General features: G+C 59.4%; 26 protein-coding genes and 1 other annotated feature. Of the genes, 6 read left to right on the top strand and 20 right to left on the bottom strand.

Annotation, left to right across the window (positions count from 1 at the left end):
* Nucleotides 1-4: 4 nt before the first annotated feature.
* From ftsW to ylxM, 20 genes are all read right to left on the bottom strand, one after another.
* Nucleotides 5-1,168, bottom strand: coding sequence for a putative lipid II flippase FtsW (gene ftsW / locus ETHHA_RS10295; RefSeq protein WP_013485917.1), 1,164 nt, complete (start codon nucleotides 1,166-1,168; stop codon nucleotides 5-7).
* A 32-nt stretch (nucleotides 1,169-1,200) separates the two neighbouring features.
* The gene (mraY, locus tag ETHHA_RS10300) at nucleotides 1,201-2,223 is read right to left on the bottom strand and encodes a phospho-N-acetylmuramoyl-pentapeptide-transferase (protein WP_013485918.1); all 1,023 of its coding nucleotides are present in this window, start codon (nucleotides 2,221-2,223) and stop codon (nucleotides 1,201-1,203) included.
* Nucleotides 2,220-3,590, bottom strand: coding sequence for a UDP-N-acetylmuramoyl-tripeptide--D-alanyl-D-alanine ligase (locus ETHHA_RS10305; RefSeq protein WP_013485919.1), 1,371 nt, complete (start codon nucleotides 3,588-3,590; stop codon nucleotides 2,220-2,222). Before ETHHA_RS10305 ends, mraY begins: the two co-directional genes overlap by 4 nt.
* A 9-nt stretch (nucleotides 3,591-3,599) precedes the next feature.
* Nucleotides 3,600-5,054, bottom strand: a complete 1,455-nt coding sequence (locus ETHHA_RS10310) for a UDP-N-acetylmuramoyl-L-alanyl-D-glutamate--2,6-diaminopimelate ligase (RefSeq protein WP_013485920.1) — start codon at nucleotides 5,052-5,054, stop codon at nucleotides 3,600-3,602.
* A 97-nt stretch (nucleotides 5,055-5,151) separates the two neighbouring features.
* Nucleotides 5,152-7,377 (bottom strand): penicillin-binding transpeptidase domain-containing protein, encoded by a 2,226-nt coding sequence (locus ETHHA_RS10315; protein WP_041686818.1) that lies wholly within the window; start codon nucleotides 7,375-7,377, stop codon nucleotides 5,152-5,154.
* Between the two features lie 65 nt (nucleotides 7,378-7,442).
* Nucleotides 7,443-7,934 (bottom strand): hypothetical protein, encoded by a 492-nt coding sequence (locus tag ETHHA_RS10320; RefSeq protein WP_013485922.1) that lies wholly within the window; start codon nucleotides 7,932-7,934, stop codon nucleotides 7,443-7,445.
* A 111-nt stretch (nucleotides 7,935-8,045) separates the two neighbouring features.
* Nucleotides 8,046-8,984, bottom strand: coding sequence for a 16S rRNA (cytosine(1402)-N(4))-methyltransferase RsmH (gene rsmH / locus ETHHA_RS10325; RefSeq protein ID WP_013485923.1), 939 nt, complete (start codon nucleotides 8,982-8,984; stop codon nucleotides 8,046-8,048).
* Between the two features lies 1 nt (nucleotide 8,985).
* Complete coding sequence (mraZ, locus tag ETHHA_RS10330; protein ID WP_013485924.1) at nucleotides 8,986-9,405, bottom strand: division/cell wall cluster transcriptional repressor MraZ; 420 nt, start codon at nucleotides 9,403-9,405, stop codon at nucleotides 8,986-8,988.
* Between the two features lie 366 nt (nucleotides 9,406-9,771).
* Entirely contained in the window at nucleotides 9,772-10,230 is a 459-nt protein-coding gene (locus ETHHA_RS10335) for an ATPase (protein WP_013485925.1), read from the bottom strand.
* Nucleotides 10,217-10,720, bottom strand: coding sequence for a pantetheine-phosphate adenylyltransferase (gene coaD / locus ETHHA_RS10340; protein ID WP_013485926.1), 504 nt, complete (start codon nucleotides 10,718-10,720; stop codon nucleotides 10,217-10,219). The genes ETHHA_RS10335 and coaD overlap by 14 nt, the downstream gene beginning before the upstream one ends.
* The gene (gene rsmD / locus ETHHA_RS10345; RefSeq protein ID WP_013485927.1) at nucleotides 10,711-11,268 is read right to left on the bottom strand and encodes a 16S rRNA (guanine(966)-N(2))-methyltransferase RsmD; all 558 of its coding nucleotides are present in this window, start codon (nucleotides 11,266-11,268) and stop codon (nucleotides 10,711-10,713) included. Before rsmD ends, coaD begins: the two co-directional genes overlap by 10 nt.
* Nucleotides 11,269-11,975: 707 nt before the next feature.
* On the bottom strand, nucleotides 11,976-13,832 hold the full coding sequence (gene uvrC / locus ETHHA_RS10350) for an excinuclease ABC subunit UvrC (RefSeq protein ID WP_013485928.1): 1,857 nt from the start codon (nucleotides 13,830-13,832) through the stop codon (nucleotides 11,976-11,978).
* A gap of 81 nt (nucleotides 13,833-13,913) precedes the next feature.
* Nucleotides 13,914-14,177, bottom strand: a complete 264-nt coding sequence (locus ETHHA_RS10355; RefSeq protein WP_013485929.1) for an HPr family phosphocarrier protein — start codon at nucleotides 14,175-14,177, stop codon at nucleotides 13,914-13,916.
* Nucleotides 14,178-14,478: 301 nt separating this feature from the next.
* Nucleotides 14,479-15,231 carry a tRNA (guanosine(37)-N1)-methyltransferase TrmD gene (trmD, locus tag ETHHA_RS10360; RefSeq protein WP_013485930.1) on the bottom strand — a complete coding sequence of 251 codons (753 nt, stop codon included), beginning with the start codon at nucleotides 15,229-15,231 and terminating at the stop codon, nucleotides 14,479-14,481.
* The gene (gene rimM, locus ETHHA_RS10365) at nucleotides 15,221-15,742 is read right to left on the bottom strand and encodes a ribosome maturation factor RimM (RefSeq protein ID WP_013485931.1); all 522 of its coding nucleotides are present in this window, start codon (nucleotides 15,740-15,742) and stop codon (nucleotides 15,221-15,223) included. Before rimM ends, trmD begins: the two co-directional genes overlap by 11 nt.
* Before the next feature lie 24 nt (nucleotides 15,743-15,766).
* Nucleotides 15,767-16,345: a hypothetical protein gene (locus tag ETHHA_RS10370; protein WP_013485932.1), complete on the bottom strand. Its 579-nt coding sequence runs from the start codon at nucleotides 16,343-16,345 to the stop codon at nucleotides 15,767-15,769.
* Between the two features lie 6 nt (nucleotides 16,346-16,351).
* Nucleotides 16,352-16,585 carry a KH domain-containing protein gene (locus tag ETHHA_RS10375; RefSeq protein ID WP_013485933.1) on the bottom strand — a complete coding sequence of 78 codons (234 nt, stop codon included), beginning with the start codon at nucleotides 16,583-16,585 and terminating at the stop codon, nucleotides 16,352-16,354.
* A gap of 40 nt (nucleotides 16,586-16,625) precedes the next feature.
* Nucleotides 16,626-16,868, bottom strand: a complete 243-nt coding sequence (gene rpsP, locus ETHHA_RS10380) for a 30S ribosomal protein S16 (protein ID WP_013485934.1) — start codon at nucleotides 16,866-16,868, stop codon at nucleotides 16,626-16,628.
* Nucleotides 16,869-16,942: 74 nt separating this feature from the next.
* On the bottom strand, nucleotides 16,943-18,274 hold the full coding sequence (gene ffh, locus ETHHA_RS10385; RefSeq protein ID WP_013485935.1) for a signal recognition particle protein: 1,332 nt from the start codon (nucleotides 18,272-18,274) through the stop codon (nucleotides 16,943-16,945).
* Between the two features lie 33 nt (nucleotides 18,275-18,307).
* A complete protein-coding gene (gene ylxM / locus ETHHA_RS10390) occupies nucleotides 18,308-18,676 on the bottom strand; it encodes a YlxM family DNA-binding protein (protein ID WP_013485936.1) in 369 nt (122 codons plus the stop codon).
* A gap of 253 nt (nucleotides 18,677-18,929) precedes the next feature.
* On the opposite strand from ylxM, the gene rpmG reads away from it, so the two are divergent.
* From rpmG to rplJ, 6 genes are all read left to right on the top strand, one after another.
* Nucleotides 18,930-19,079 carry a 50S ribosomal protein L33 gene (gene rpmG / locus ETHHA_RS10395; RefSeq protein ID WP_013485937.1) on the top strand — a complete coding sequence of 50 codons (150 nt, stop codon included), beginning with the start codon at nucleotides 18,930-18,932 and terminating at the stop codon, nucleotides 19,077-19,079.
* A 19-nt stretch (nucleotides 19,080-19,098) separates the two neighbouring features.
* Nucleotides 19,099-19,374, top strand: coding sequence for a preprotein translocase subunit SecE (gene secE, locus ETHHA_RS14675; protein WP_013485938.1), 276 nt, complete (start codon nucleotides 19,099-19,101; stop codon nucleotides 19,372-19,374).
* Between the two features lie 29 nt (nucleotides 19,375-19,403).
* Nucleotides 19,404-19,925 (top strand): transcription termination/antitermination protein NusG, encoded by a 522-nt coding sequence (nusG, locus tag ETHHA_RS10405; RefSeq protein WP_013485939.1) that lies wholly within the window; start codon nucleotides 19,404-19,406, stop codon nucleotides 19,923-19,925.
* Nucleotides 19,926-20,060: 135 nt separating this feature from the next.
* Entirely contained in the window at nucleotides 20,061-20,486 is a 426-nt protein-coding gene (gene rplK / locus ETHHA_RS10410) for a 50S ribosomal protein L11 (RefSeq protein ID WP_013485940.1), read from the top strand.
* Between the two features lie 60 nt (nucleotides 20,487-20,546).
* Complete coding sequence (gene rplA, locus ETHHA_RS10415) at nucleotides 20,547-21,257, top strand: 50S ribosomal protein L1 (protein WP_013485941.1); 711 nt, start codon at nucleotides 20,547-20,549, stop codon at nucleotides 21,255-21,257.
* Nucleotides 21,258-21,327: 70 nt separating this feature from the next.
* Nucleotides 21,328-21,483 (top strand) — a sequence feature (ribosomal protein L10 leader region).
* 26 nt (nucleotides 21,484-21,509) lie between these two features.
* Complete coding sequence (gene rplJ, locus ETHHA_RS10420) at nucleotides 21,510-22,040, top strand: 50S ribosomal protein L10 (protein WP_013485942.1); 531 nt, start codon at nucleotides 21,510-21,512, stop codon at nucleotides 22,038-22,040.
* Nucleotides 22,041-22,079 lie beyond the last annotated feature (39 nt).

Here is a 22,079-nt window from a genome sequence, read left to right on the forward strand (position 1 = left end):
GTTTCTACGTCTGCTCGATGCTGGAATAACGGGAAATAGACAGGATGACCCCCATCTGGAACAGCAGCATCAACAGAGAGGAACCGCCGTAGCTGAAAAACGGCAGGCTGATGCCCGTGTTCGGGATGGTGTTGGTGGTGACGGCAATATTGAGAATGGCCTGCAGGCCCACCTGCGTGGTAAGCCCGACCGCCATCAGGGCGCCGAAACGATCGGGGGCGCGCATGGCAATAACGTACCCCCGCCATACCAGCAGGGCGAACAGCACGATGACAAGGACCGCGCCGACCAGCCCCAGTTCCTCGCAGAGGATGGGAAATACGAAGTCGTTCTGCGGTTCGGAAACATACAGGTATTTCTGTCTGGAATTACCCAGACCCAGCCCCATGATGCCGCCCGAACCGATGGCATAGAGCGACTGGATGGTCTGCCAGCCGTGGTGCTGCGGATCTTTGAACGGGTCCAGCCAGTAGACCAGACGGTTTTTGGCATAGACGATGACCTTTGTAAACAGCACCATCCCCAGCAGCGCGGCGCCCGCCAGACTGAGCCCGACGACGAACCAACGGATGCGCGTACCGCCCACAAACATCATCACACACCCGATACCGAGGATCAGGATGGTGCCGGACAAATGCGGCTCCTTGATCATCAGCGCCGCCACGCTGGCCAACACGAGCACAAACGGCGCCACGCCGTATTTGAACGTCTGCATCTTGTTCCGACGCTTATTGGAAAATTTGGCGATGAGGTGCGCAAACAGCAGCACCACGGCAAATTTGGCGATCTCCGACGGCTGGATGTTGATGGGACCGACATCAATCCAGCGCCGCACCCCGTTGATGGGGTGGGTAAACAGCACCACGCCCAGCAGGAGATAGGTGACGGCCATCACCGGCAGGACGAATTTGCGCAGCCTGTGGTAATCCACACGCGCCATGATATACATCACCACCAGCCCGAGGGCGGCCCACAGCCCCTGCCGCTTGATGTAGTAAAAGCCGTCGCCGTGATGATTATAATAGCCGTCCGCATAGCTGGCGGAAAACATCATGACCAGCCCCAGCATCAGGATGATCATTACCAGCACGAACAGCGGCAGGTCAAACCCGCCGCGCAGCAGTTGCTTTTTTTTCTGCAGCCGTTGCCGTGATCCGGCAGCCGTCATGGCATCCACCTCCCGTCACCCACCGGTGCGATTCAGAACAGGCCCATATAGACGGCCAGCCATGCCACCGCCGCGGCGGAGCAAAGAATCGTCACCAGCGAGAAAATCAGTACGATCTTGTTTTCCTTCCAGCCCGAAAGTTCAAAGTGGTGGTGGATCGGGCTCATTTTAAAGACCCGCTTGCCGGTCGTCTTGAACGAAATTACCTGGATGATGACCGAAAGCGTCTCCACAATGTATATAATGCCCAGCGGAACCAAAATTAACGGCTGGCCGATGCCAAAAGCCAGCGCGCAGAGCAGGCCGCCCAGAAACAGGGAACCCGTATCACCCATGAACACGCGCGCCGGGTGGAAATTCCACACCAAAAAGCCCAGGCAGCCGCCCGCAAGGGCGGCGGAAAGCGCCGCAAAGCCCGCATAGGACACGATCTTGGAACAAAGCAGAAACGCGATGGCGACGATCATCGTCACCGACCCGCACAGACCGTCGATGCCGTCGGTGAGGTTGACGGCGTTGACCGTGCCCACGATGATGAGCGCCGCAAACGGCCAGTACAGCACACCCAGGCGCAGCTGCACGTTTAAAAACGGGATGAGCATGGTGGACGGGCGGTCGCCCGCGAGATACATGACGATCAGGAACACCACGGCGGCGCATAGCTGCAACACCGATTTCTGCCTGGCCGTCAGCCCCAGGTTGCGCTTTTTGACCACCTTTACATAGTCGTCCATAAAGCCAATGAACCCGAACAACAGCGCCATGATGATCCCACCCACCAGCTTGATCTTCTGGGATGAGCTGAGCGCCGCGCCCACATGCAGCAGGCGCGAGCAGATGAGGTAGGCGAGCGCCATGCCCAGCACCGTGCCGCAGATGAACAGAAAACCGCCCATGGTGGGCGTGCCCTGCTTCTTTTTATGCCAGGTGGGACCTACATCGCGGATGCTCTGCCCCGCCTTGATTTTTTTTAGATATGGAATAAAAAAGATACCGGAAAGCCCGGAAATGGCAAACGCCAGTACCCCTGCCAACAATACGACCGTATCGGTCATCGTGACGTCCACCTTTCCCCAGCGGTTTGTATGATTTCTTCCAGGCGCATGCCGCGGCTGCCTTTGAACAGCACCGCGTCGCCCTCCCGCAGCATTTGGCAGAGTGCGTCGGTCAGCGCGGCTTTGTCGGTAAAATGCGCGCCCTGCGTGCCGCCGGCCTGCGTATAGCCTTCTTGATAGTATCGGGCGTTTTCGCCGTAACTGAATAGGACATCCACGCCGTTTTCCGCCGCCTCTCGCCCGACCGCGCGGTGCGCGTCCGGCGCCGTGTCGCCCAACTCCAGCATATCCGCCAGCACGGCCAGCCTGCGCCCGGTTTTCTGCACCGTGCGCAGCACATCAAACGCCGAGCGCATCGAGTCGGGGCTGGCGTTGTAACAGTCCTCCACAAAGGTCACGCCGCCGACCCGCTCGATCTTCTGCCGGTAGCCGGTGGGCGCGTATTGCAGAAAGCCCGCGGCGATGGTATCCGGCTCCATGCCCAGAACCCGCCCCACGGCGAAAGCCGCCAGCGCATTGTAGACATTGTGTTTGCCGGCCACCTGCAGGCGCGCCGCGATGCTGCCGCCCGGATAGCGCAGACAAAACGCGGTGCCTTCCGCGCCGCTTTCAACCTCTTCAGCCGTATAGGCGCAGCCGGTGTTTTCAATGCCATAGGTTATAACTTCCGCCTTGTCGGTCTGCACGCCTGCAAGGAGCGGGTCGTCGCCGTTGAGAATGAGCTTGCCGCCCGGCCGCATCCCGTCCAGGATCTCCAGCTTGGCTTTGAGGATGTTTTCCTGCGAACCGAGCATCTCGATGTGCGAGACGCCGATATTGGTGATGACCCCGATGTCCGGCGCGGCCACCTGCGAGAGCGCGGAAATCTCACCGAACGCGCTCATGCCCATCTCGAACACGGCGGCTTCGTGTTGCCGTTCCAGGCCGAACACCGACATGGGCATGCCGATGAGATTGTTGAGGTTGCCCTCGTTTTTCAGTGTGCGGAACGCCTGCGAAAGCACGGAAAAAATCATTTCCTTCGTGGAGGTCTTGCCCACGCTGCCCGTCACGCCCACCACCGGCAGCGAAAAGCGCCGACGGTAAGCCGCCGCCAGCGCGCGCAGCGCCACATACGCGTCGTCCACCAGCACCACCGGCCAGCCCGGGCATGGCCGCTCGGCCAGTGCGATCGACGCGCCTTTTTCAAATGCCGTTTTCAGATAGGCGTTGCCGTCGAAACGCGCCCCGCGCAGCGCGATGAACAGGCTGCCCGGCCGGATGGTGCGGGTATCGGTGGATACGTCGGTGCATCTGCAGTTGAAGCACGCGCGTGTCAACCTTCCCCCGGTTGCGTTCAGGATAAAATCCAGCGTGATCTGTTCCATTTGTTTCCTTTATTCCTCCCCGTGGACCGGCAGGCAGCGCAGGATCTCCGCCACGACCTCGCGCTCATCGAAATGGTGTTTTTCGCGCCCGATGATCTGGTAATCCTCATGTCCCTTGCCAGCCAGCAGGACGATGTCGTCTTTTTGCGCGTTTTTCAACGCGTAGGCAATGGCTTCGCGGCGGTTGGGCACTACCACATAGGGCGCCGGACCGTCCATGCCGGGCAGGATGTCGTCGATGATGGCCTGCGGGTCCTCGGTGCGCGGGTTGTCGGAGGTGACGATGCAGAAATCGGCGCCCCGTCCCGCCACCATGCCCATGATGGGGCGCTTGGTTTTATCGCGGTCTCCCCCACAGCCGAACAACGCCACCACCCTGCCTTTTGCAAAGCCCCGGATGCTCTTGAGGATCTTTTCCAGCGCGTCCGGCGTGTGTGCATAGTCGATGATGACGGTGAAGTTGCGCCCGGTCGGCACGACCTCGATGCGGCCCTTCACACCCTTGACCTGGTGCAGCGCTTCCAGCACCTGCTTGAACGGAATGCCCAGTGACACCGCGGCCGCCGCGGCCGCCAGCGTATTGTATACCGAAAATGCCCCCGGAATGGGCACCGACACCCGTCCGATGAGCGCGTTTCCAACCATTTCGTACTCCACGCCGTCGTTTTTGAGTTTGATATTTCTTGCCGTATAATCCGCGTTCATATACCGGGCGGAATAGGTCACCGTTTTGCATTTGGCGGTGCGGATGATCTCGGGCGCATAGTCGTCGTCCACATTGACAATGCCCAGATCGCACATGGAAAACAGTTTTTCTTTGGCTTCGAGATAGTTTTCCATGGTCTTGTGGAAGTCCAGATGATCCTGTGTCAGATTGGTGAAGACCGCCGCCTCAAAATGGCAGCCCGCGACCCGTTCCTGCGCCAGCGCATGGGAGGAAACCTCCATCACCGCAAACTCGCATCCCTCGTCCGCAATGGTCTTCAGCAACTGCTGAAACTCATACGGTTCGGGCGTGGTGAGGTGAGAGGGCAGCGTCTTGCCGCCCGCCATGTTCACGATGGTGCCGATCAGCCCGGATTTGTGCCCGTTGTACTCCAAAATCTCCTTGAGCAGTGTGGTTGTGGTGGTTTTGCCGTTGGTACCGGTCACGCCCACCATGCGCAGGCGCTCCGCCGGGCGGCCGAAAAAATTGGCGCAGCACAGGGCGTAGGCCAGGCGCGTGTCCTTTACAAGTATATGCGGGACAGGTGCGCCCGTATCCCGCAGCGCAAGCACGGCGGGGCTGCCCGCAGCCGCCGCGGACGCGGCGAAATCATGCCCGTCCGCCCGTTCGCCCGGGATGCACACAAACACCACGCCCGGCCCCGCCTTGCGGGAATCCGCCGTGATGCCGGTAATCTCGAATTCCGGCAACGCGCCGCCGGTATAGGAAACATCTCTCAACAGATTTTGAAGTTTCATACTGTGCCTCCACTTTTGCCGACCATGACCGGAACCAAACCGGTGCCCCGCACGGCCGCATCCGGTCTTTCTACATCTATGGATGATTATGGACGAGTTACTGCGAGGGTATGACATCGTCCTTCACGGTGCTGTCGCGAAACCGGACCTCAACCACCGTGCCGGGCGGCACCTGCGCCCCCACGGGCTGGCTCTGCGCATAAGCCGTTTCCCCTGTCGCATCCTGTGCCAACCCCGTAAAGTTGACATTGAGATGGGCGGCGGCCATGGCGGCGTTTACCTGTTCGGGCGTCTGCCCGATGAGATTGGGCACCACGGCGGTGCTGGCAGGCTGCGCACCGCCGGTGTAGAGCACCACCGAGCCGCCTTTGGGTACCATCTCGCCGGCTGCGGGCATCTGGGCGGTCACGGTGTCCCCGCCGCCCACCATCTGTACGTTCAGGCCCGCGGCGGTAAACTGCTGCGCGGCGTCTGCCGCCTTGCGCCCCACGGCATTCGGCGCCTGCACCTCCACCTTGGCCAGTTCCTCCGGCGTGTATTGGGGCTGCACGCCGAGGTAAGGCAGGATCTGCGAAAAGATGGTGCCCACCACCGGAGCCGCGATTACACCGCCGTAATTGCTGGTGGTGTTGTGCGGCTCATCCATCAGCAGCAGCACGGCCACCTGCGGGTCGTCACACGGGGCAACGCCGCAGAACGACGCAATGCGTGCGGTGGAATCGGCAACGTCCAGCTTCTGGGCGGTGCCGGTCTTGCCGCCGATGCGGTAGCCCGCCACATAGGCGTTTTTGCCGCTGCCCTCGGTGACCTCCAGTTGGAGAATACGATCCATTTCTTTGGACGCTTCTGGTGTCATCACCTGCTTCTTGACTGTCGTGCCGAACGTTTTGATCACCTTGCCGCTCGGGTCTGTGATTTCCTTAACGATGTGCGGCTGCACCAGCTTGCCGCCGTTGGACACGGCGGCAATGGCGGTGATCATTTCCACCGGGGTGAACTTGTTGCTCTGCCCAAACGACGCCGAAGCCAGTTCCACCGGCCCGTAACGCTTTTCGGGAATGGTGATGCTGAGCGCCTCGCCCGGCAGGTCGATGCCGGTCTTGGTTGTCAGCCCGAAATTGGAAAGATATTTATAAAAATTGGCAACGCCGAGACGCTGCCCGACCTGAATGAACACGACGTTGATGGATTGCTCGAAGCCCTGCAGGAAGGTCACCGTGCCGCTGCCGCCCGCCTTCCAGTCGTGGAAGGTGGTGCCCGCCACCTTGATGGAACCCGGATCACTGAACAGGTCGGTGGCCTTGACCACGCCCGCGTCGATGGCGGAGGCTGCTGTGATGGTCTTGAAGACCGACCCCGGCTCATACGGCTCGGTGATGGCCTTGTTGCGCCACTGGGCCTGCCGGGCATTGGCGGTGGCCTGCCCCAGCGCATCCCCGCTCAGGCCGGCAAGCGTTTTCTGCGCGGCCGGGTCCGCGATGGTGTAGGGGTCATTGGGGTCGAAACCCGGCTCGGTGGCCATGCCGAGGATTTCCCCGGTGTTGACGTTCATGGCGATGGCGGCCACGCGGTTGGTTACGTTGTTGTCCGCCACGGCCTGCTGCAAGTTGTTTTCCAGCGCATGCTGCACCACCTCGTCGATGGTGAGAACGACGTTGTCGCCGTCTGTCGGAGGCTCATATGCGGAGTAGTTGTACGGCATGTCGGTGCCGTGGGCGTTCTTGGCTGTGACCAGCTTACCGGACGTGCCCTTGAGCACGCTGTTGTACTGCGCTTCCACCCCCGCGAGGCCCTGGTCGTCGGTGCCGGTAAACCCGAGCACCTGTCCGGCAAAATTCCCGTAGGGATAATAGCGCTTGCTGTCTTCCACCAGCCCGATGTAGCCGATGTTGTTTTCCCGGATATAATCGGCCACCAGCTCCTGCGTGGGCTTTTCGATGCGCTTGGCAACCACCACATAGCTGATGCGCTGGTTGATTTTATTGTACAGGGTCTGGCGGTCGATCGCAAGGATGCGGGAAAGCGCGTCGGCGGTCTTGTTGCGTTCCGCGTCCGTTTTGATATAGGACGGGGAAACGGTCACATCCCACACGGTGGCGCTCTGCGCAAGCGGCTTGCCGTTGCGGTCGAGGATGCTGCCGCGATTGGCCGAGATGCGCACGGTGGCAAGCTGCTGCCTGGCCGCGCGCTGCGCGTAAAACGGCCCGTCGAGCACCTGCAGGATGAACAGGCGGACAATGAGGACGGCAAACCCGAGGGCAAAAAAGCCAAAGAGGATGACAAGCATTTTCTTCTTCATCGAAAAACCCGGTCCTCTTGCCATGATCTGCCGCCCCCCGTGGCTGCGTGTGTTCGTTTCGCCTCTTTTCTTAATTTATTGGGGGAAGATCACAAGTATTCCAAAATCCAGTTATACAGGCGTGACAGGATACCTTCCTGCGACTTTTGTACGACGACCTTATCCTTGCTGTTGATGTGGATATATTCAATCTGGTAAGGGGTGGTTTTCTGCATGCCCAGATTGTTGACCGCATAGCTTTCGACATTTCCCAGGGACGCCCGGCTCTGCTGCTGCATGTTCAACCGGACCTCGTCGGCCTGTGCCGCCGCGAGTTTTTTCTGCATCGCCGCAACCTGGTCGTTGAGTTTGGTGCTCTGTACATTACAGACCATGATGGAGCCAAGCGCCGCCAGGCACACCGCGGCTACGGCCGCCCACCGCACGGCCTGCATGGGCCGGATGGTGATGCGCGCACGCACCGCGGCAGCGGTGTTCTTTTTCCTGGACCTGCCTTTCCGGTGCGCGTCCCCGTGTGTCTGGCCCGGTGGCTTTGGCTCAAACAAAGACAGGTCGTATGCCGCGCTTGCTTGGTTCGGCATTCGCAAAACTCCCTTTCTGCATTTTTGTCTGTGGGGGCTGCCGTTCCCTTGGGTATAAGGCGGCCCCATTGTATATGAATCTAGAATCGGCTTTGTCTGATCGGCGGCGGCTCAGTCCTGCTCCAGTTTTTCCGCCACGCGCAGGCGCGCGCTGCGGCTACGCTGGTTTGCTTCGATCTCCTCCGCCGACGGCAGGACGCCCCGTTTGTACACCACCCTGACCTGCGGCTTGCGCCCGCAGACGCACACCGGAAAATCCGGCGGGCAGATGCAACCCTGCGCCCAACTTAAAAAGCGCTGCTTAACCATCCGGTCCTCCAGCGAGTGAAAGGTGATGATGCAGAGCCTGCCGCCCGGGCGAAGCAATGCCAGCGCGTCGTCCAGCAGTACGCTGAGCGACTCCAGCTCTCCGTTTACCGCCATGCGCAGCGCCTGGAACGTTTTGCGCGCCGGGTGCCCGCTGCGCCTTGCAGGCGCGGGGTAGGCTTCGCGGACCAGTTCGGAAAGCTCAAACGTCGTTTCCAACGGCTTGGTCTCCCGCCGCTTACAGATGGCGGCGGCGATGCGCGGCGCGAACCGTTCCTCGCCGTATTCGCGCAGGATGCGCACCAGCTCGGCGTAGGAGGCGGTGGCCAGCAGTTCCCTGGCGCCCAAGCCGGACTGGGACATCCGCATATCCAGCGGCGCATCCGCCCGGTAGGAGAAGCCGCGCGCGGGCGTGTCAAACTGGTGCGAAGAGACGCCGAGATCGAGCAGGATGCCGTCCACTTCGGCGATGCCCAGATCCGCGAGCACGCGTTTCATGTCGCGGAAATTGGATTGCACCACGCACGCTTTGGAACCAAACGGCGCCAGCCGCTCCCCCGCGGCGCGCACGGCATCCGGGTCGGCATCCAGTGCGATCAGGCGGCCGCTCTCCAGCCCGGCGGCGATGGCGGCGGAATGCCCGCCCCCGCCCGCCGTGCCGTCCACATACACGCCGTCCGGCCGGATGGCAAGCGCTTCAATGCTTTCATGGAGCAATACGCTCTGGTGATAAAACTTCTGCATATCAGAACCCGAGCTCCTCCATGGCCTGCTCCACCGTTTCCGGCGTGATGGCTTCGCAAGCGGTTTCCCAACGTTTGCTGTCCCAAATTTCCGCGCGGGTGGAAGCGCCGATGATGACCGCCTCGTGTTCCAGCCCCGCATAGGCACGCAGATCGGCCGGCAGCACGATACGGCCCTGCTTGTCCGCCTCCACGTCGCACGCGCCCGCAAAGAAAAACCGCTGGAGCTGCCGCCCTTTGGAAAACGGCAGCGCGCGGATACGGGCCTCCAGCACACCCCATTCGGTTTCGGAATAGACATAGAGACAGTTTTCCAGCCCTTTGGTCAGGATGAAATGCTCCCCCAGGTCTTCCCGCAGGCGAGCGGGAATGAACACGCGGCCCTTGGCATCGATATTATGTTGATATTTCCCAATCAGCATACGCGCCCTCCGCGTGCCCAGAATGGAGAAATCGGGGACCAACGCTCCACGATCCACCACTTTTACCCACCATACTTAAATTATACTGGGTGCCGGTTGGAATTTCAAGCATAAGTTTATTTCCATCTTTGACAAAGAGCAGGAAAAACATGCCGTTTTCCCGTGGAAAAACCGGAAAACTTGTCACGAACGGGAAGCGGCCGGCGCCAAAAAAAAGATGAGCCGCCCGCCGTACGTATAAAAAACGCGCCGCTATGGGCGCCGGCATTTCTTTAAACGCCAAAAAGGGGCGGACCAGCAGGTCCGCCCCTCTAAGCCTATTCCGATTTTATCTTAAAGCATCATGACGATCCGGCACCATGTGTTTTAGGGCTTGCGGCCGGTTTTGCGAAGTGCCTGCCTGGCCTGGCGCAATTCGCCGAGAGAACCCGCCATTGCTTCTTCACAGTTGTGCATCAGCTTGTCCACAAAATCCGCGGCGGCAATCTTCACTTCTTTGGACTGCTGGTTGGCCTGCGTCATAATATCATTGGCTTTTTCCCGGGCATTTCTGGTAATCTCATCCTCGCGGATCATCGCGTTTGCCTTTTCCTGCGCTGCGCGCACGATGGCGGCCGCCTCCTCACGCGCATTCCGGACGATTTCGCTACGGTCGGCCACGATCGCTCTGGCCTGGCGAATCTCCGCAGGCAGGTTGAGCCGGATATCGTCTATGATCTCGCGCACCCGTTCGGCGTCGAGCATGCAACGCCCGCCCAGCAGCGGCAGCCCCCAGGAACGGTCGATCATTTCATCCAGAGAATCCAAAAGTTCATCCACGCTCATGTTGCTTCTCCTTTCCGCAGAGCCGCGCCTGAATATCCAAGGCAATCTCGGGCGGCACAAAGGGCGATATATCACGGCCAAAGCGGGCGATTTCACGCACCACGCTTGAACTCAGGAACATATATTCCCGGTTGGCCGGCAAAAAGATGGTCTCGGTCTGTGGATGCAGGGAATTGTTGGTGAGCGCCATCTGGAATTCATATTCAAAATCCGACATCACACGCAGGCCGCGCACCACGGCGTCAGCGCCCCGCAGTGCACAATAATCGGCCAGCAACCCTTCGTATGTATCGACCTCCACGTTCGGGATGCCCGCCACGGATTTGCGAATGAACGCATACCGTTCTTCCACGGTGAAGGCCGGACTCTTGCCGGAATTGAACATCACCACCACCACCACGGAATCAAACATGCGCGCGGCGCGGGAGATGATATCCAGATGGCCGAGCGTCAGCGGGTCAAAACTGCCCGGACAGATTGCTAATGACATGAAACGTCCACATCCTTGCCGCGATAAAAACCGATCGCTGTTTTCCCATAGGATTTTTTCTGCACCAGACGGAGGTCGCCCACCGCTTCGGGCATGGAGTCGTCTTTGGCTCCCTCCGCCACCAGCACGCCATGCGCAGAAAGATGCGCGGCCGCGTGCGGCAGCAGCTTTTCCAGAAAACCGTGGTGATAGGGCGGATCCAAAAAAATCACATCATACGTTTCCGGCGCGCGGGCAAGAAACAACTCTGCCTCCGTTTCCAGCACCCGAGCCTTTTCAAACAGGCGGGTGTGCGTGAGATTGGCTTTGATGATTTTTACGGCATCGGCGCTCTGGTCGACAAAAACCGCCAAAGCAGCGCCCCGGCTGAGCGACTCGATGCCGAGCTGACCGCTGCCGGCAAACAGATCGAGCACGCGCCGGCCCTCCAGTTCGAATTGGATACTGCTGAACAGGGCCTCTTTTACCCGTTCCGCCGTGGGGCGCGTTTCCAGACCGCTCAGCGTTTCAAGACGCGCGCCCCGCGCGCTGCCGGTGATCACTCTCATAGACCTGTTCCATCCCATCTTCCAGCGTCAGCCGGCAGAATCAAAACGCGCTCGGACATGCGGCGTTTTTCGACTAGTATATGCTGCGACGTTTCTATTATCCATCCAAACACGCAGAATGTCAACCCAGCAGGCTGAGCCTGCACGCATGTTCAAATCAAGCAAAGCTGCAACGCGGGCGCGCAACCTGAAGCGGACACAGTCCGCGTTCTTGTTCAGGCCGGTCTGCGGATGAACCCGGCACACAGCCTGAAGCGGACACAGTCCGCGTTCTTGTTCAGGCCGATCTGCGGATGAACCCGGCGCACAGCCTGAAGCGGACACAGTCCGCGTTCTTGTTCAGGCCGGTCTGCGGATGAACCCGGCGCGCAGCCTGAAGCGGACACAGTCCGCGTCTTTGTTCAGGCCGGTCTGCGGATGAACCCGGCGCACAGCCTGAAGCGGACACAGTCCGCGTCTTTGTTCAGGCCGGTCTGCGGATGAACCCGGTGCACAGCCTGAAGCGGACACAGTCCGCGTCTTTGTTCAGGCCGGTCTGCGGATGAACCCGGCGCACAGCCTGAAGCGGACACAGTCCGCGTCTTTGTTCAGGCCGGTCTGCGGATGAACCCGGCGCACAGCCTGAAGCGGACACAGTCCGCGTCTTTGTTCAGGCCGGTCTGCGGATGAACCCGGCGCACAGCCTGAAGCCGGGCGCGACTTTCCTGCTAAATCAGATCTCCCTGCACGATGAGCTCCTTGAGCGTGCGCGCCACTGCCCTGCTCATGCCGGGCACGGCGGCCAGCTCTTCCTCACTGGCAGCGCGCAGTTTTTCCATGGTGCCAAAATGCTTCATCAGCGCCCGCGCCCGCGCCGGCCCCACGCCGGGCGCGAGGGTCAGACGAGAGGAAAAACCGCGTTTTTGCTGTGTTTTGTGATGGTAGGCAATGGCATAGCGGTGCACTTCCTCCTGGATATTCGAGACCAGCGTGAATACGCCGCGGCTGGCATTGATGGCGATTTCCCCGCCGTCGCGGGCAATGGCTCGGGTACGGTGCTTGTCGTCCTTGACCATGCCGAACAGCGGGATGTCGAAGCCGGACGCTTCCAGCACCGGCCGCACGGCCGCCACATGCCCGCGCCCGCCGTCCAGCAGGATGAGATCGGGCACGCGGCCGAAACCCTCCCCGGCCTCCTGTCCCTTTTCTTTGGCCTCTTTCAGACGGGCAAGGCGGCGGGAAAGTACCTCGCGCATGCAGGCGTAGTCGTCCTGCCCTTCCACCGTCTTGATGGCGAACCGCTTATAAGCGCTCTTGAGCGGCTTTCCGTCGGCAAACACCACCATGCCGGCCACCACGCCGGTACCGGCTGTGTTTGAGATGTCGTAGGACTCAATGTAGGCCGGGCGGCCGGGCAGACCAAGCAGTTTGCCCAGTTCGTCCAGCACCTTTTCCCCGTGCGCCGGGCGCTGGCTGAGGTGGTTGAGTTTTTCCTGCGCGTTGGCGCGCACCATGGCGGTCAGCGCGGCCTGCTCGCCCTTCTGCGGCACGGTAATGCTCACCTTGCGCCCCGCCAGCCCGGAGAGATACTGCTCGATGAGCTCCTTATCCTCGGTCGGGCCGTCCAGCGTTACACGCGGCGGCGCCTGTTTGATCTGCGAATAGTAGCTGCGCAAAAATTCCGCACGCGCGGCCGGTTCGTCCTGCATGAACTCGAATAAAAAACTGGAGCGGTCGCAGAGCCGCCCGCCGCGGATGATGAAGACCTCCACAGCGGTGCTGCAACCGTCCCCCGCCATGGCGATCACGTCCTGCTCCTCCACGCGAGAGGATACCACCTTCTGCCGTTCGCGGATCTTCTGAATGGCGGCGATGCGGTCGCGGATACGCGCCGCTTTTTCAAACTCCAGCGCGTCGGAAAAGACCGTCATCTGCTCCTGCAGTTGGTTCAGAATCAGGCCGTAGCCGCCTTTCAGGAAGGTAACGGCATTGTCCACCAGCTCGCGGTATTCGGCGTTGGGCATCTTGCCCCGACACGGGGCGCAGCACTGGCGGATGTAATAATTCAGGCAGGGCCTGCCCTTGCCGATATCCTGCGGGAAATGTCTGGAACAGACCGGCAGACGAAATGCCTTGACCGCTTCGTCCACCGTTTCCTTCACGGCAAACGAACTGATATACGGGCCCAGATAGAGCGCACCGTCGTCCGCCACCTGTTTGGCGCTCTCGACACGCGGCCACTCCTCTTGCAGCGACACACGGATATAGCTGTAGCCTTTGTCGTCTTTGAGCAGGATGTTGTATTTCGGCTTGTGCTGTTTGATGAGGCTGCATTCGAGCACCAGCGCCTCGAACTCGCTGTCGGTGAGGATATAATCGAAATGATCGACGTTCTCCACCATTTTACGCACTTTGCCCTCATGGCTGGCAAAACGCCAGAAATACTGGCTGACACGGTTTTTCAGCGCTTTTGCCTTGCCGATATAGATGATGTTCCCGCTCTTGTTTTTCATGATATAGACGCCCGGCGAAAGCGGCAGCGTGTTTGATTCCGCTTTCAGCCGTTCCAGCATTTGCTCGTCCATGGGATATTCCTTTCACGGGAGGCATACGGGTCAAAAAAAGCACCGCGCCGAGCGCGGTGCTGTCTGCGATTTTTCCGCCGCTCACACAGCAAACCCGGACTGCACCAGCTTCACCAGGCTGTCCAACGCTTCCTGTTCATCCGGCCCGTCGGCGATGATGCGGATCTTGGTGTTACCCAAAATACCAAGGGAGAGCACGCCGAGCAGGCTTTTCGCGTTCACCCTGCGCTCGTCCCGTTCCACCCAGATGGAAGACTTGAACTCGTTCGCTTTCTGAATGAAAAACGTGGCGGGACGCGCGTGCAGGCCAACCTGGTTTTGCACAACGACTTCTTTGACTAACATGGCAATCGCTCCCAATGCTGAAAAATCCGGCAGAACCGGTCGTGATACGGTACCAAAATCACATAAGTTTTGCCAAAAAGACGCAAAACCGCCGTGATTTGTGAAAAAGGTTCATCAAGAATAGCATACTAAATCCACTTGGTGAAGTCAACATCCGGCCCGGAAAATAGCCTCTGTGCGCGCAGTTTCGTCCCTTTCACAAAGACAGACGCATTTAAGGGCCGAATTATTGGGCACTTTTTCGTGCAATATTTCCACATTAAGCAGCACTTATTTGTGCAAAACAGATGAAACCGTTCATCTATTCCGCGCCGTTTTCTGCCTGTGCGGCATGCAGCGCCTGCAAAAAAGCGCCGTCCGCCTCCGTCAGCGCGGCGGTCTCCAGCAGATCCGGGCGCCGCGCCCGTGTGCGGGCAAGTGCGGCTTTGCGGCGAAAATCCTCGATCTGCGCGTGGTGCCCGCCCAACAGCACCTCCGGCACAGTCCGTCCGTGGTAGACGGGCGGACGCGTATACTGCGGATATTCCAGCAGGCCGGACGCGATGCTCTCCTCCTGCCAGCTTTCCTCCCCGGCCAGCACGCCGGGCAGCAGACGCGCCACCGCGTCGGCCACGCAGAGGGCGGGCAGCTCCCCGCCGGTGAGCACGAAATCGCCGAGTGAGATTTCCTCGTCCACGATCTCCTCCAGCACGCGCTCGTCCACCCCCTCGTAATGCCCGCAGAGCAAACAGAGGTTGTCCAGTTTGGAAAACCGCAGGGCGGTGTCCTGATCGAACCGCCGACCTTGCGGCGTAAGGTAGACCAGGCGCGGCCGCGTGTGCAGCCGCCCGCAGAGATCGGCGAAACAATCGAAGATGGGATCGGGCTGCATCACCATGCCCGCTCCGCCGCCATACGGGTAATCATCCACATGGCGGTGCTTGTTTTGGGAAAAAGCGCGAATGTCGTGGCAGGCGATGGTGACGAACCCGGCTTTGCGCGCACGGCCGATGATGCTTTCGCTCAGCACCGCCTCGCACATGGCCGGGAATAGTGTAAGCAGGTCAATCCGCATCGTCGAACAGCCCTTTCAGCGGCGTGATGTGCATGACGCCCGCATCCGTGTCCACCTCGCGCACCACGTCAGGAATGGCGGGAATGAGCACCTCTTTGCCCGCCGCATCAGTCACGGTGTAAACATCATTCGCGCCCGTGCGGAGCACCTCGGTGAGCTTGCCGTAGGCGTGCCCGTCGCCCGCGTCCACCACGTCCATGCCAATGAGGTCCTGCTCAAAATGGCTGCCCTCCGGCAGGTCCACCGTTTTGCGGTCGATATACAGCACCCGGCGCAGCAGGGCCATCGCGTCCTCCACCGTTTCCGCGCCCTCGAACTTGAGCACGGCCATATGCTTGTGCACGCGGGCATCCGTCACCTTTCGGTAGTTTTTCCCCTCGCCGTCTAAGAAAAACCCGCCAAATTGCAGCAGAAAATCCGGGCTGTCACACCACGGCTGCACCCGCACCTCACCGCGCAGTCCCTGCGTGGCCACGATCTTTCCTGTTTCCAAAAAACGCTTCCGCGCCATTTTTCTCTCCTTGCACAGCTGATCTTACGTTGCCGATTTTCCATTCCGGAATTTTTTGATGCCCAGTACCTGTGCCAGCTCCGTGGCATCTTTCAATGAAAACAACCTGACAGGAATCCTTAAAGCAGGCTCGTCGCCCATTGCGTAGATATAGAAAACCGGTGTATACCCTCTGCCTTTGCGCTCATACGCATAGTCTGCACGGCGTATTTTCGAGCGAGGGACCGTCTTGGTTTTTAGTATTGTCCGATAGGTGATTTCCTTCGCATCCACCAAAATGTTCACCTTTGATATGGCAAAGGTAACGACAAACGGGACCAACAGCAGAATCAGTGAAACAGCATCCTGCCGGTTCCTAAAAAATGCGTAAATTCCGCAGACCGGCAGAACAGACAGACATGCATTCAAAATAATGTATGTGGAGAGACACGGAGAATACCGTTTCAGTTTCATCACCCCATCGGCTGTCGAAAAGCGCATCCAGCTTAAAGAACCTATCCGGTTAAACAAAAAGGACACCCCGCCGTATGGGCGGAATGTCCCCTTTTGCAAGCATCCGCCATGGCCGGCAGAAAAGCATCGCGGCGCGCGGCGCGCGCCCATACCGGATCAGTCGATCTCCACCACGGCTTTCTGTTCCCGGTGGTTGCCCACAGCGCGCATCACGGTGCGGATCGCTTTTGCGATGCGCCCCTGTTTGCCGATGACCCGCCCCATATCATCCGCAGCGACATGGAGATGATAGACGACGGTGCCGTCTTCTTTGGGATCATCGACCGTCACGGTGACGGCATCGGGCTGTTCCACCAGGCCCTGCGCGATAAAGACCAGCAAATCCTGCATGATACCTTTCCCTTTCCGCCGGCTTGCAACCGGTACTTGTTTACAGGACGCCGCCCTGTTTCAGCACGAATTTCACGGTATCGGTCGGCTGAGCGCCGTTTTCGATCCATTTTTTGGCTTTTTCCGCATCCACCTTGATTTCAGCCGGATTGACGAGCGGGTTGTAATAACCAATCTCCTCGATGAAGCGGCCGTCTGCCGGGAAACGGGAATCCGCCACCACGATGCGGTAGAACGGGGCCTTTTTCTTGCCCACGCGGCGCAGTCTGATCTTCACTGCCATGTTGATTCACCTCCCTGTCGGAATGTTTCATAAATATATAGCAAATGCCGTGCAAAACGGCAATGCAATCGGGTTCAGAACGGGAGCATCGGCATCCGCCCGCGGCGTTTGCCTTTGCCGCCCATTTGTTTCATCATCTTGCGGGTCTGCTCGAAGTTACGCAGCAGCCGGTTAACGTCTTCCACTTTGGTGCCGCTGCCGGAAGCGATGCGCCGCTTGCGCGACGGGTTAATGCTCTCCGGCCGCTCCCGCTCATACGCGGTCATTGAGGTGATGATGGCCTCGGTGCGCTTCATCTCGATCTCGCCCTTGTCCATCTGTTCCTCGCTCACCTTGCCGCGCACGCCGGGCAGCATGTTCATCACGGAGGAGAGCGAACCCATTTTTTTCATCTGCCGGATGGATTCGAGGAAGTCGTTGAAGTCGATGGCATTGTGCTTGAGCTTTTTTGCCATCTCGGCGGCTTTTTTCTGATCCACTTCCTGCTCAGCCTTCTCGATCAGGGTGAGCATGTCGCCCATGCCGAGGATGCGCGAAGCCATGCGTTCGGGATGAAACGGCTCCAGATCATCCAGCTTTTCGCCGGTGCCCGCAAACTTGATGGGCTTGCCCGTGACCGCCCGCACCGAGAGTGCCGCACCGCCGCGGGTGTCGCCGTCGAGTTTGGTGAGGATGACACCGTCAATTCCCAGCACCTCGTTGAACGAGGACGCCACGTTCACCGCGTCCTGGCCGGTCATGGCGTCCACCACCAACAGGATCTCGTCCGGCTCCACGGCGGCTTTGATGCGCTTAAGCTCATCCATCAGCGCCTCGTCCACATGCAAACGGCCGGCGGTGTCGAGAATGAGCACGTCGCTGCCATGGTCTTTGGCGTGGTGCAGAGCGGCTTTGGCGATCTTCACCGGGTCGCCCTGCCCCTGCTCGAAGACCGGCACGCCCGCTTTTTCACCCACCACCTGCAACTGCTTGATGGCCGCCGGGCGGTAAACGTCGCAGGCTGCGAGCAGCGGGCGCTTGCCCTGTTTTTTCATGGAAAGCGCCAGCTTGGCGGCGTGAGTCGTTTTACCGGAGCCCTGCAGGCCGCAGAGCAAAATCACCGTGGGCGGCTTGGACGCATAGCGGATGCGGCTCTGCTCGCCGCCCATCAGCGCGGTGAGTTCCTCGTTGACGATCTTGATGACCTGCTGGGCGGGCGTCAGGCTTTCGAGCACGGCGCTGCCTATGGCGCGCTCGGTCACATCATTGACGAACTGCTTGGCAATTTTGTAGTTGACGTCGGCTTCAAGCAGCGCCAGGCGCACCTCGCGCATGGCCTGCCGCACATCCGCCTCGGTCAGCTTGCCCTTGGACCGCAAACGCTTGAATGCCGCCGACAGTTTTTCGGAAAGCCCTTCGAATGCCATGCCTCTCCGCTCCTCCCTGCCCCGCCGGGGCATTTATGCGTCGCGCAGATCATCCACCGTTTTTTGAATCCTGCGCGCCAGGTCGCCGATCTCGTGCGACACACAGTAACGCTCACTGCGCGAGGCGATCTCGGCCGCGTCGCGGTCAATGCTGGACAGCGTGCCCTGCATGGCGTCGAACTTTGCGGCGAGGCCGAGCTTCTCTTCCATAAAAAGCAGCGTGCTCTCGCCGCGCTTGATCGCGTCCCGCACACCCTGACGGGTGATACCCGCGTGCTCGGCGATTTCCGCAAGCGAAAGATCGTCGTTGTAATAGAGTTCGATGACCTCCCGCTGTTTCTCGGTGAGGATCTCTCCATAAAAATCCAGCAGGAATGAGATCTCCAGATTTTTCTCTTTCATACGGCTTTGCCTCCGCATGTAAAGCTACATCCTTTACAACTACCCCAGTATACCCAAACCAAGCGGAAAAGTCAAGGGATTTTGGGGCGCATTTTGCGCGGCGCCCAATCTTTTTAAAAAAACAGCGGGATAGCCCTTGACCGCGCCGCGCGCATATGGTAAAATGAGTACACCTCAAAAGGGTCTTTTTTTATGCTTTTTTTGACTCCTTCAGAGGGAGGCCAAAAAACCGTCACTATCGGGAGGTGCCGTTATGAGAGTAAAAGTCACACTGGCCTGCACGGAGTGCAAGCAACGCAACTACGACACGATGAAAAACAAGAAGAACGACCCGGATCGGCTTGAAATGAGCAAATACTGCCGGTTCTGCCACAAGCACACCGTTCATCGGGAAACCAAGTAAGACGCTGGGAGGGCTTGTCATGCCGAATTCCAAGCAGAGCAAGGAACCGATCCCGCTCCGGCCCAAAACCGGCCGGGCCGCGCAGGCCGGCGCCAAAAACCAAGGCGGCCGCTTCGGCGGTTTCAAACGTTTTTTGAGTGAAACGCGCGCGGAATTCAAAAAGATCATCTGGCCGACCAGGCGTCAGGTGACCAGCAACACCATCGTGGTACTGGTGACCATTGCGGTGATCGGGGCGGTCGTCATGGCGCTCGACGCGCTGTGCATCACGGGTTTCAACGCACTGGTCAAATAATCGAAAGCCCGGGAGGCGAAGGTTTTTCCATGTCTGAGAATGCGAAATGGTATGTGGTGCATACCTATTCGGGCTACGAAAACAAAGTAGCCTCCAATCTGCAAACCATTGTGGAAAACCGCAGTTTGCAGGATGTGATCCAGGAGATCAAGATCCCCACCGAAATGGTGACGGAGATCAAGGACAATGTCAAGCGCGAAGTGGAGCGTAAAACTTTTCCCGGCTATGTGCTGGTGAAAATGGAGCTCAACGACGACACCTGGCATATCGTGCGCAACACGCGCGGCGTGACCGGGTTCGTCGGCTCCGGCTCCCACCCCGAGCCGCTTACGGAAAAAGAAGTGGAAGCCCTCGGCATGGACAAACGCACCGTTGAGGTCAACTACGCGGTAGGCGACAGCGTCCGCATCGTGGACGGCCCGCTCGATGGCTTCATCGGCACGGTGGACACGCTGGATACCGATAAAAACCAGGTAACGGTCACGGTCTCCATGTTTGGCCGCGAAACGCCGGTGGAACTGGAGCTCGGGCAGGTCGAAGTCATTCAGTAACACACATCACAGCGATCCAGCAGTTTTGGATAACACGCGGGAGATTCCCGCTTTGTTATACGCGCGTTTTGCGCGGCTGTGGGAGGAAGCGCAACCCGGCGCTTCCGCCAATTACCACATCCAGGAGGTGCAACAATGGCACAAAAAGTAGTGGGTTTCATCAAATTGCAGATCCCCGCGGGCAAAGCCACTCCGGCGCCGCCCGTGGGTCCGGCACTGGGCCAGCACGGCGTCAACATCATGGCGTTCACGAAGGAATTCAATGAGCGCACCAAAGGCGACGCGGGTTTGGTCATTCCGGTGGTCATCACCGTGTATGCCGACCGTTCGTTCTCGTTCGTCACCAAAACGCCGCCGGCGGCCGTCCTGATCAAAAAGGCCCTTGGGCTTGAGACCGCGTCGGGCGTGCCCAACAAACAGAAAGTCGGCAAGATCACCAAAGAACAGCTCCAGAAGATCGCTGAGCAGAAAATGCCCGACCTAAACGCCGCCAGTCTGGACGCCGCCATCAGCATGATTGCGGGCACGGCGCGCAGCATGGGCGTGGAAGTCGCGGACTGATGCTCCCCCGGTGGGAGGAAGTTTCCGCTATAAACCACTTATGAGGGAGGTAGCAAACCAATGAAACACGGAAAAAAATATGTCGAGAGCGTCAAACTGGTAGACTCGACGAAACTGTATGACGCTGCGGAAGCTCTGGCGCTCTGCTGCCAGACGGCCAAGGCGAAATTCGACGAGACCGTGGAAGTCCACATCCGCCTGGGCGTGGATTCCCGCCACGCGGATCAGCAGGTGCGCGGCGCCGTCGTGCTGCCGCACGGCACCGGCCGCGTGGTGCGCACGCTGGTCTTCGCCAAAGGCGACAACGCCAAAGCCGCCGAAGCCGCAGGTGCCGATTATGTCGGCGCCGAAGAATATATGGAAAAAATCCAGAAGGAAAACTGGATGGAGTTCGACGTGGTTATCGCCACGCCGGACATGATGGGCGTCGTGGGCCGTCTCGGTAAGATCCTCGGCCCGCGCGGCCTCATGCCGAACCCCAAGGCCGGTACCGTCACCCCGGATGTCGCCCGTGCCGTCACGGACGCCAAAGCCGGTAAAATTGAGTACCGCCTGGACAAAACCAACATCATCCACTGCGTCATCGGCAAAGCGTCGTTCGGGGCGGAAAAACTCGGCGAGAACTTCGACACGCTGCTTACCGCCGTCGTCAAAGCGAAACCGGCCGCGGCCAAAGGCCAGTATATCCGCTCCTGCTCGATCGCCAGCACCATGGGCCCGGGCGTGCACATCAACCCATCCAAATTTGTTGGCGTGCAGACTGCCGGTTGACAAGCCTCCAGCAGTGTGCTATACTGAACAGGTTCCGACTTGTTCGGCCATCTGAACGTTTTCAAACGTTCACCATACAATGCGTTTCTCAAAGACAGCAGGCGCCGCAAGGCTCAAATCATCGGCCTGCCGAGGGTAACGGTTTTGTATGCATTCGCGCATCCGCGCGTTTTGCATCGGACTTTTTGCCCCCGGCATGCTGTGCCGGGGGTTTTCCATTGCCACCTGCGCCACTACAGGAGGTGAATCTCATTGCCAAGTGAAAAGATCCTTGCCCAGAAGCAACAGTTGGTCACCGGCCTCGCCGAGCAGCTCAAAGCGTCGATCAGCGGCGTGCTCGTAGACTACACGGGCATCTCGGTGGAAGACGACACCAAACTGCGCGCCGAACTGCGCGCGGCCAACGTCGATTATTCCGTCAAGAAGAACTCCATCATCGGCCGCGCTGCCGAAGCGGCGGGTCTGACCGGTCTGGACGATGTGCTCAAAGGCGCTACGGCGCTCGCCACGTCGACGGAAGACCTGGTCGCACCGGCGAAGATTCTCGCAAAATTTGCCGAAACCCACCCCAACTTCAAAATCAAGGCTGGCTTCATCGAAGGCAAAGCCGCCACCGGCGTGGAAGTCGAAGCGCTGGCCAAGCTGCCGCCGAAAGAAGTGCTGGTCGCCAAAGCCCTTGGCGGCTTGAACGCGCCGATCTCCGGTTTCGTTATGGTGCTCAACGCCAACCTGCGCGGCCTGGTCGTGGCACTCAACGCCATTGCCGAGAAACAAAGCGCCTGATTTTCCGTATCGTTTCTGTGTGAATAAAAACACGGCTAT

The sequence above is a fragment of the Ethanoligenens harbinense YUAN-3 genome, from assembly GCF_000178115.2.
Lineage (GTDB): Bacteria > Bacillota > Clostridia > Oscillospirales > Ethanoligenentaceae > Ethanoligenens > Ethanoligenens harbinense.

Excerpts from the sequence above, each read along its gene's own strand:
- ftsW (WP_013485917.1), bottom strand. The coding sequence starts at position 1,168 with ATGACGGCTGCCGGATCACGGCAACGGCTGCAGAAAAAAAAGCAACTG.
- mraY (WP_013485918.1), bottom strand. The coding sequence starts at position 2,223 with ATGACCGATACGGTCGTATTGTTGGCAGGGGTACTGGCGTTTGCCATT.
- ETHHA_RS10305 (WP_013485919.1), bottom strand. The coding sequence starts at position 3,590 with ATGGAACAGATCACGCTGGATTTTATCCTGAACGCAACCGGGGGAAGG.
- ETHHA_RS10310 (WP_013485920.1), bottom strand. The coding sequence starts at position 5,054 with ATGAAACTTCAAAATCTGTTGAGAGATGTTTCCTATACCGGCGGCGCG.
- ETHHA_RS10315 (WP_041686818.1), bottom strand. The coding sequence starts at position 7,377 with ATGGCAAGAGGACCGGGTTTTTCGATGAAGAAGAAAATGCTTGTCATC.
- ETHHA_RS10320 (WP_013485922.1), bottom strand. The coding sequence starts at position 7,934 with ATGCCGAACCAAGCAAGCGCGGCATACGACCTGTCTTTGTTTGAGCCA.
- rsmH (WP_013485923.1), bottom strand. The coding sequence starts at position 8,984 with ATGCAGAAGTTTTATCACCAGAGCGTATTGCTCCATGAAAGCATTGAA.
- mraZ (WP_013485924.1), bottom strand. The coding sequence starts at position 9,405 with ATGCTGATTGGGAAATATCAACATAATATCGATGCCAAGGGCCGCGTG.
- ETHHA_RS10335 (WP_013485925.1), bottom strand. The coding sequence starts at position 10,230 with ATGAGCGTGGATGAACTTTTGGATTCTCTGGATGAAATGATCGACCGT.
- coaD (WP_013485926.1), bottom strand. The coding sequence starts at position 10,720 with ATGTCATTAGCAATCTGTCCGGGCAGTTTTGACCCGCTGACGCTCGGC.
- rsmD (WP_013485927.1), bottom strand. The coding sequence starts at position 11,268 with ATGAGAGTGATCACCGGCAGCGCGCGGGGCGCGCGTCTTGAAACGCTG.
- uvrC (WP_013485928.1), bottom strand. The coding sequence starts at position 13,832 with ATGGACGAGCAAATGCTGGAACGGCTGAAAGCGGAATCAAACACGCTG.
- ETHHA_RS10355 (WP_013485929.1), bottom strand. The coding sequence starts at position 14,177 with ATGTTAGTCAAAGAAGTCGTTGTGCAAAACCAGGTTGGCCTGCACGCG.
- trmD (WP_013485930.1), bottom strand. The coding sequence starts at position 15,231 with ATGCGGATTGACCTGCTTACACTATTCCCGGCCATGTGCGAGGCGGTG.
- rimM (WP_013485931.1), bottom strand. The coding sequence starts at position 15,742 with ATGGCGCGGAAGCGTTTTTTGGAAACAGGAAAGATCGTGGCCACGCAG.
- ETHHA_RS10370 (WP_013485932.1), bottom strand. The coding sequence starts at position 16,345 with ATGGGCGCGCGCCGCGCGCCGCGATGCTTTTCTGCCGGCCATGGCGGA.
- ETHHA_RS10375 (WP_013485933.1), bottom strand. The coding sequence starts at position 16,585 with ATGCAGGATTTGCTGGTCTTTATCGCGCAGGGCCTGGTGGAACAGCCC.
- rpsP (WP_013485934.1), bottom strand. The coding sequence starts at position 16,868 with ATGGCAGTGAAGATCAGACTGCGCCGCGTGGGCAAGAAAAAGGCCCCG.
- ffh (WP_013485935.1), bottom strand. The coding sequence starts at position 18,274 with ATGGCATTCGAAGGGCTTTCCGAAAAACTGTCGGCGGCATTCAAGCGT.
- ylxM (WP_013485936.1), bottom strand. The coding sequence starts at position 18,676 with ATGAAAGAGAAAAATCTGGAGATCTCATTCCTGCTGGATTTTTATGGA.
- rpmG (WP_013485937.1), top strand. The coding sequence starts at position 18,930 with ATGAGAGTAAAAGTCACACTGGCCTGCACGGAGTGCAAGCAACGCAAC.
- secE (WP_013485938.1), top strand. The coding sequence starts at position 19,099 with ATGCCGAATTCCAAGCAGAGCAAGGAACCGATCCCGCTCCGGCCCAAA.
- nusG (WP_013485939.1), top strand. The coding sequence starts at position 19,404 with ATGTCTGAGAATGCGAAATGGTATGTGGTGCATACCTATTCGGGCTAC.
- rplK (WP_013485940.1), top strand. The coding sequence starts at position 20,061 with ATGGCACAAAAAGTAGTGGGTTTCATCAAATTGCAGATCCCCGCGGGC.
- rplA (WP_013485941.1), top strand. The coding sequence starts at position 20,547 with ATGAAACACGGAAAAAAATATGTCGAGAGCGTCAAACTGGTAGACTCG.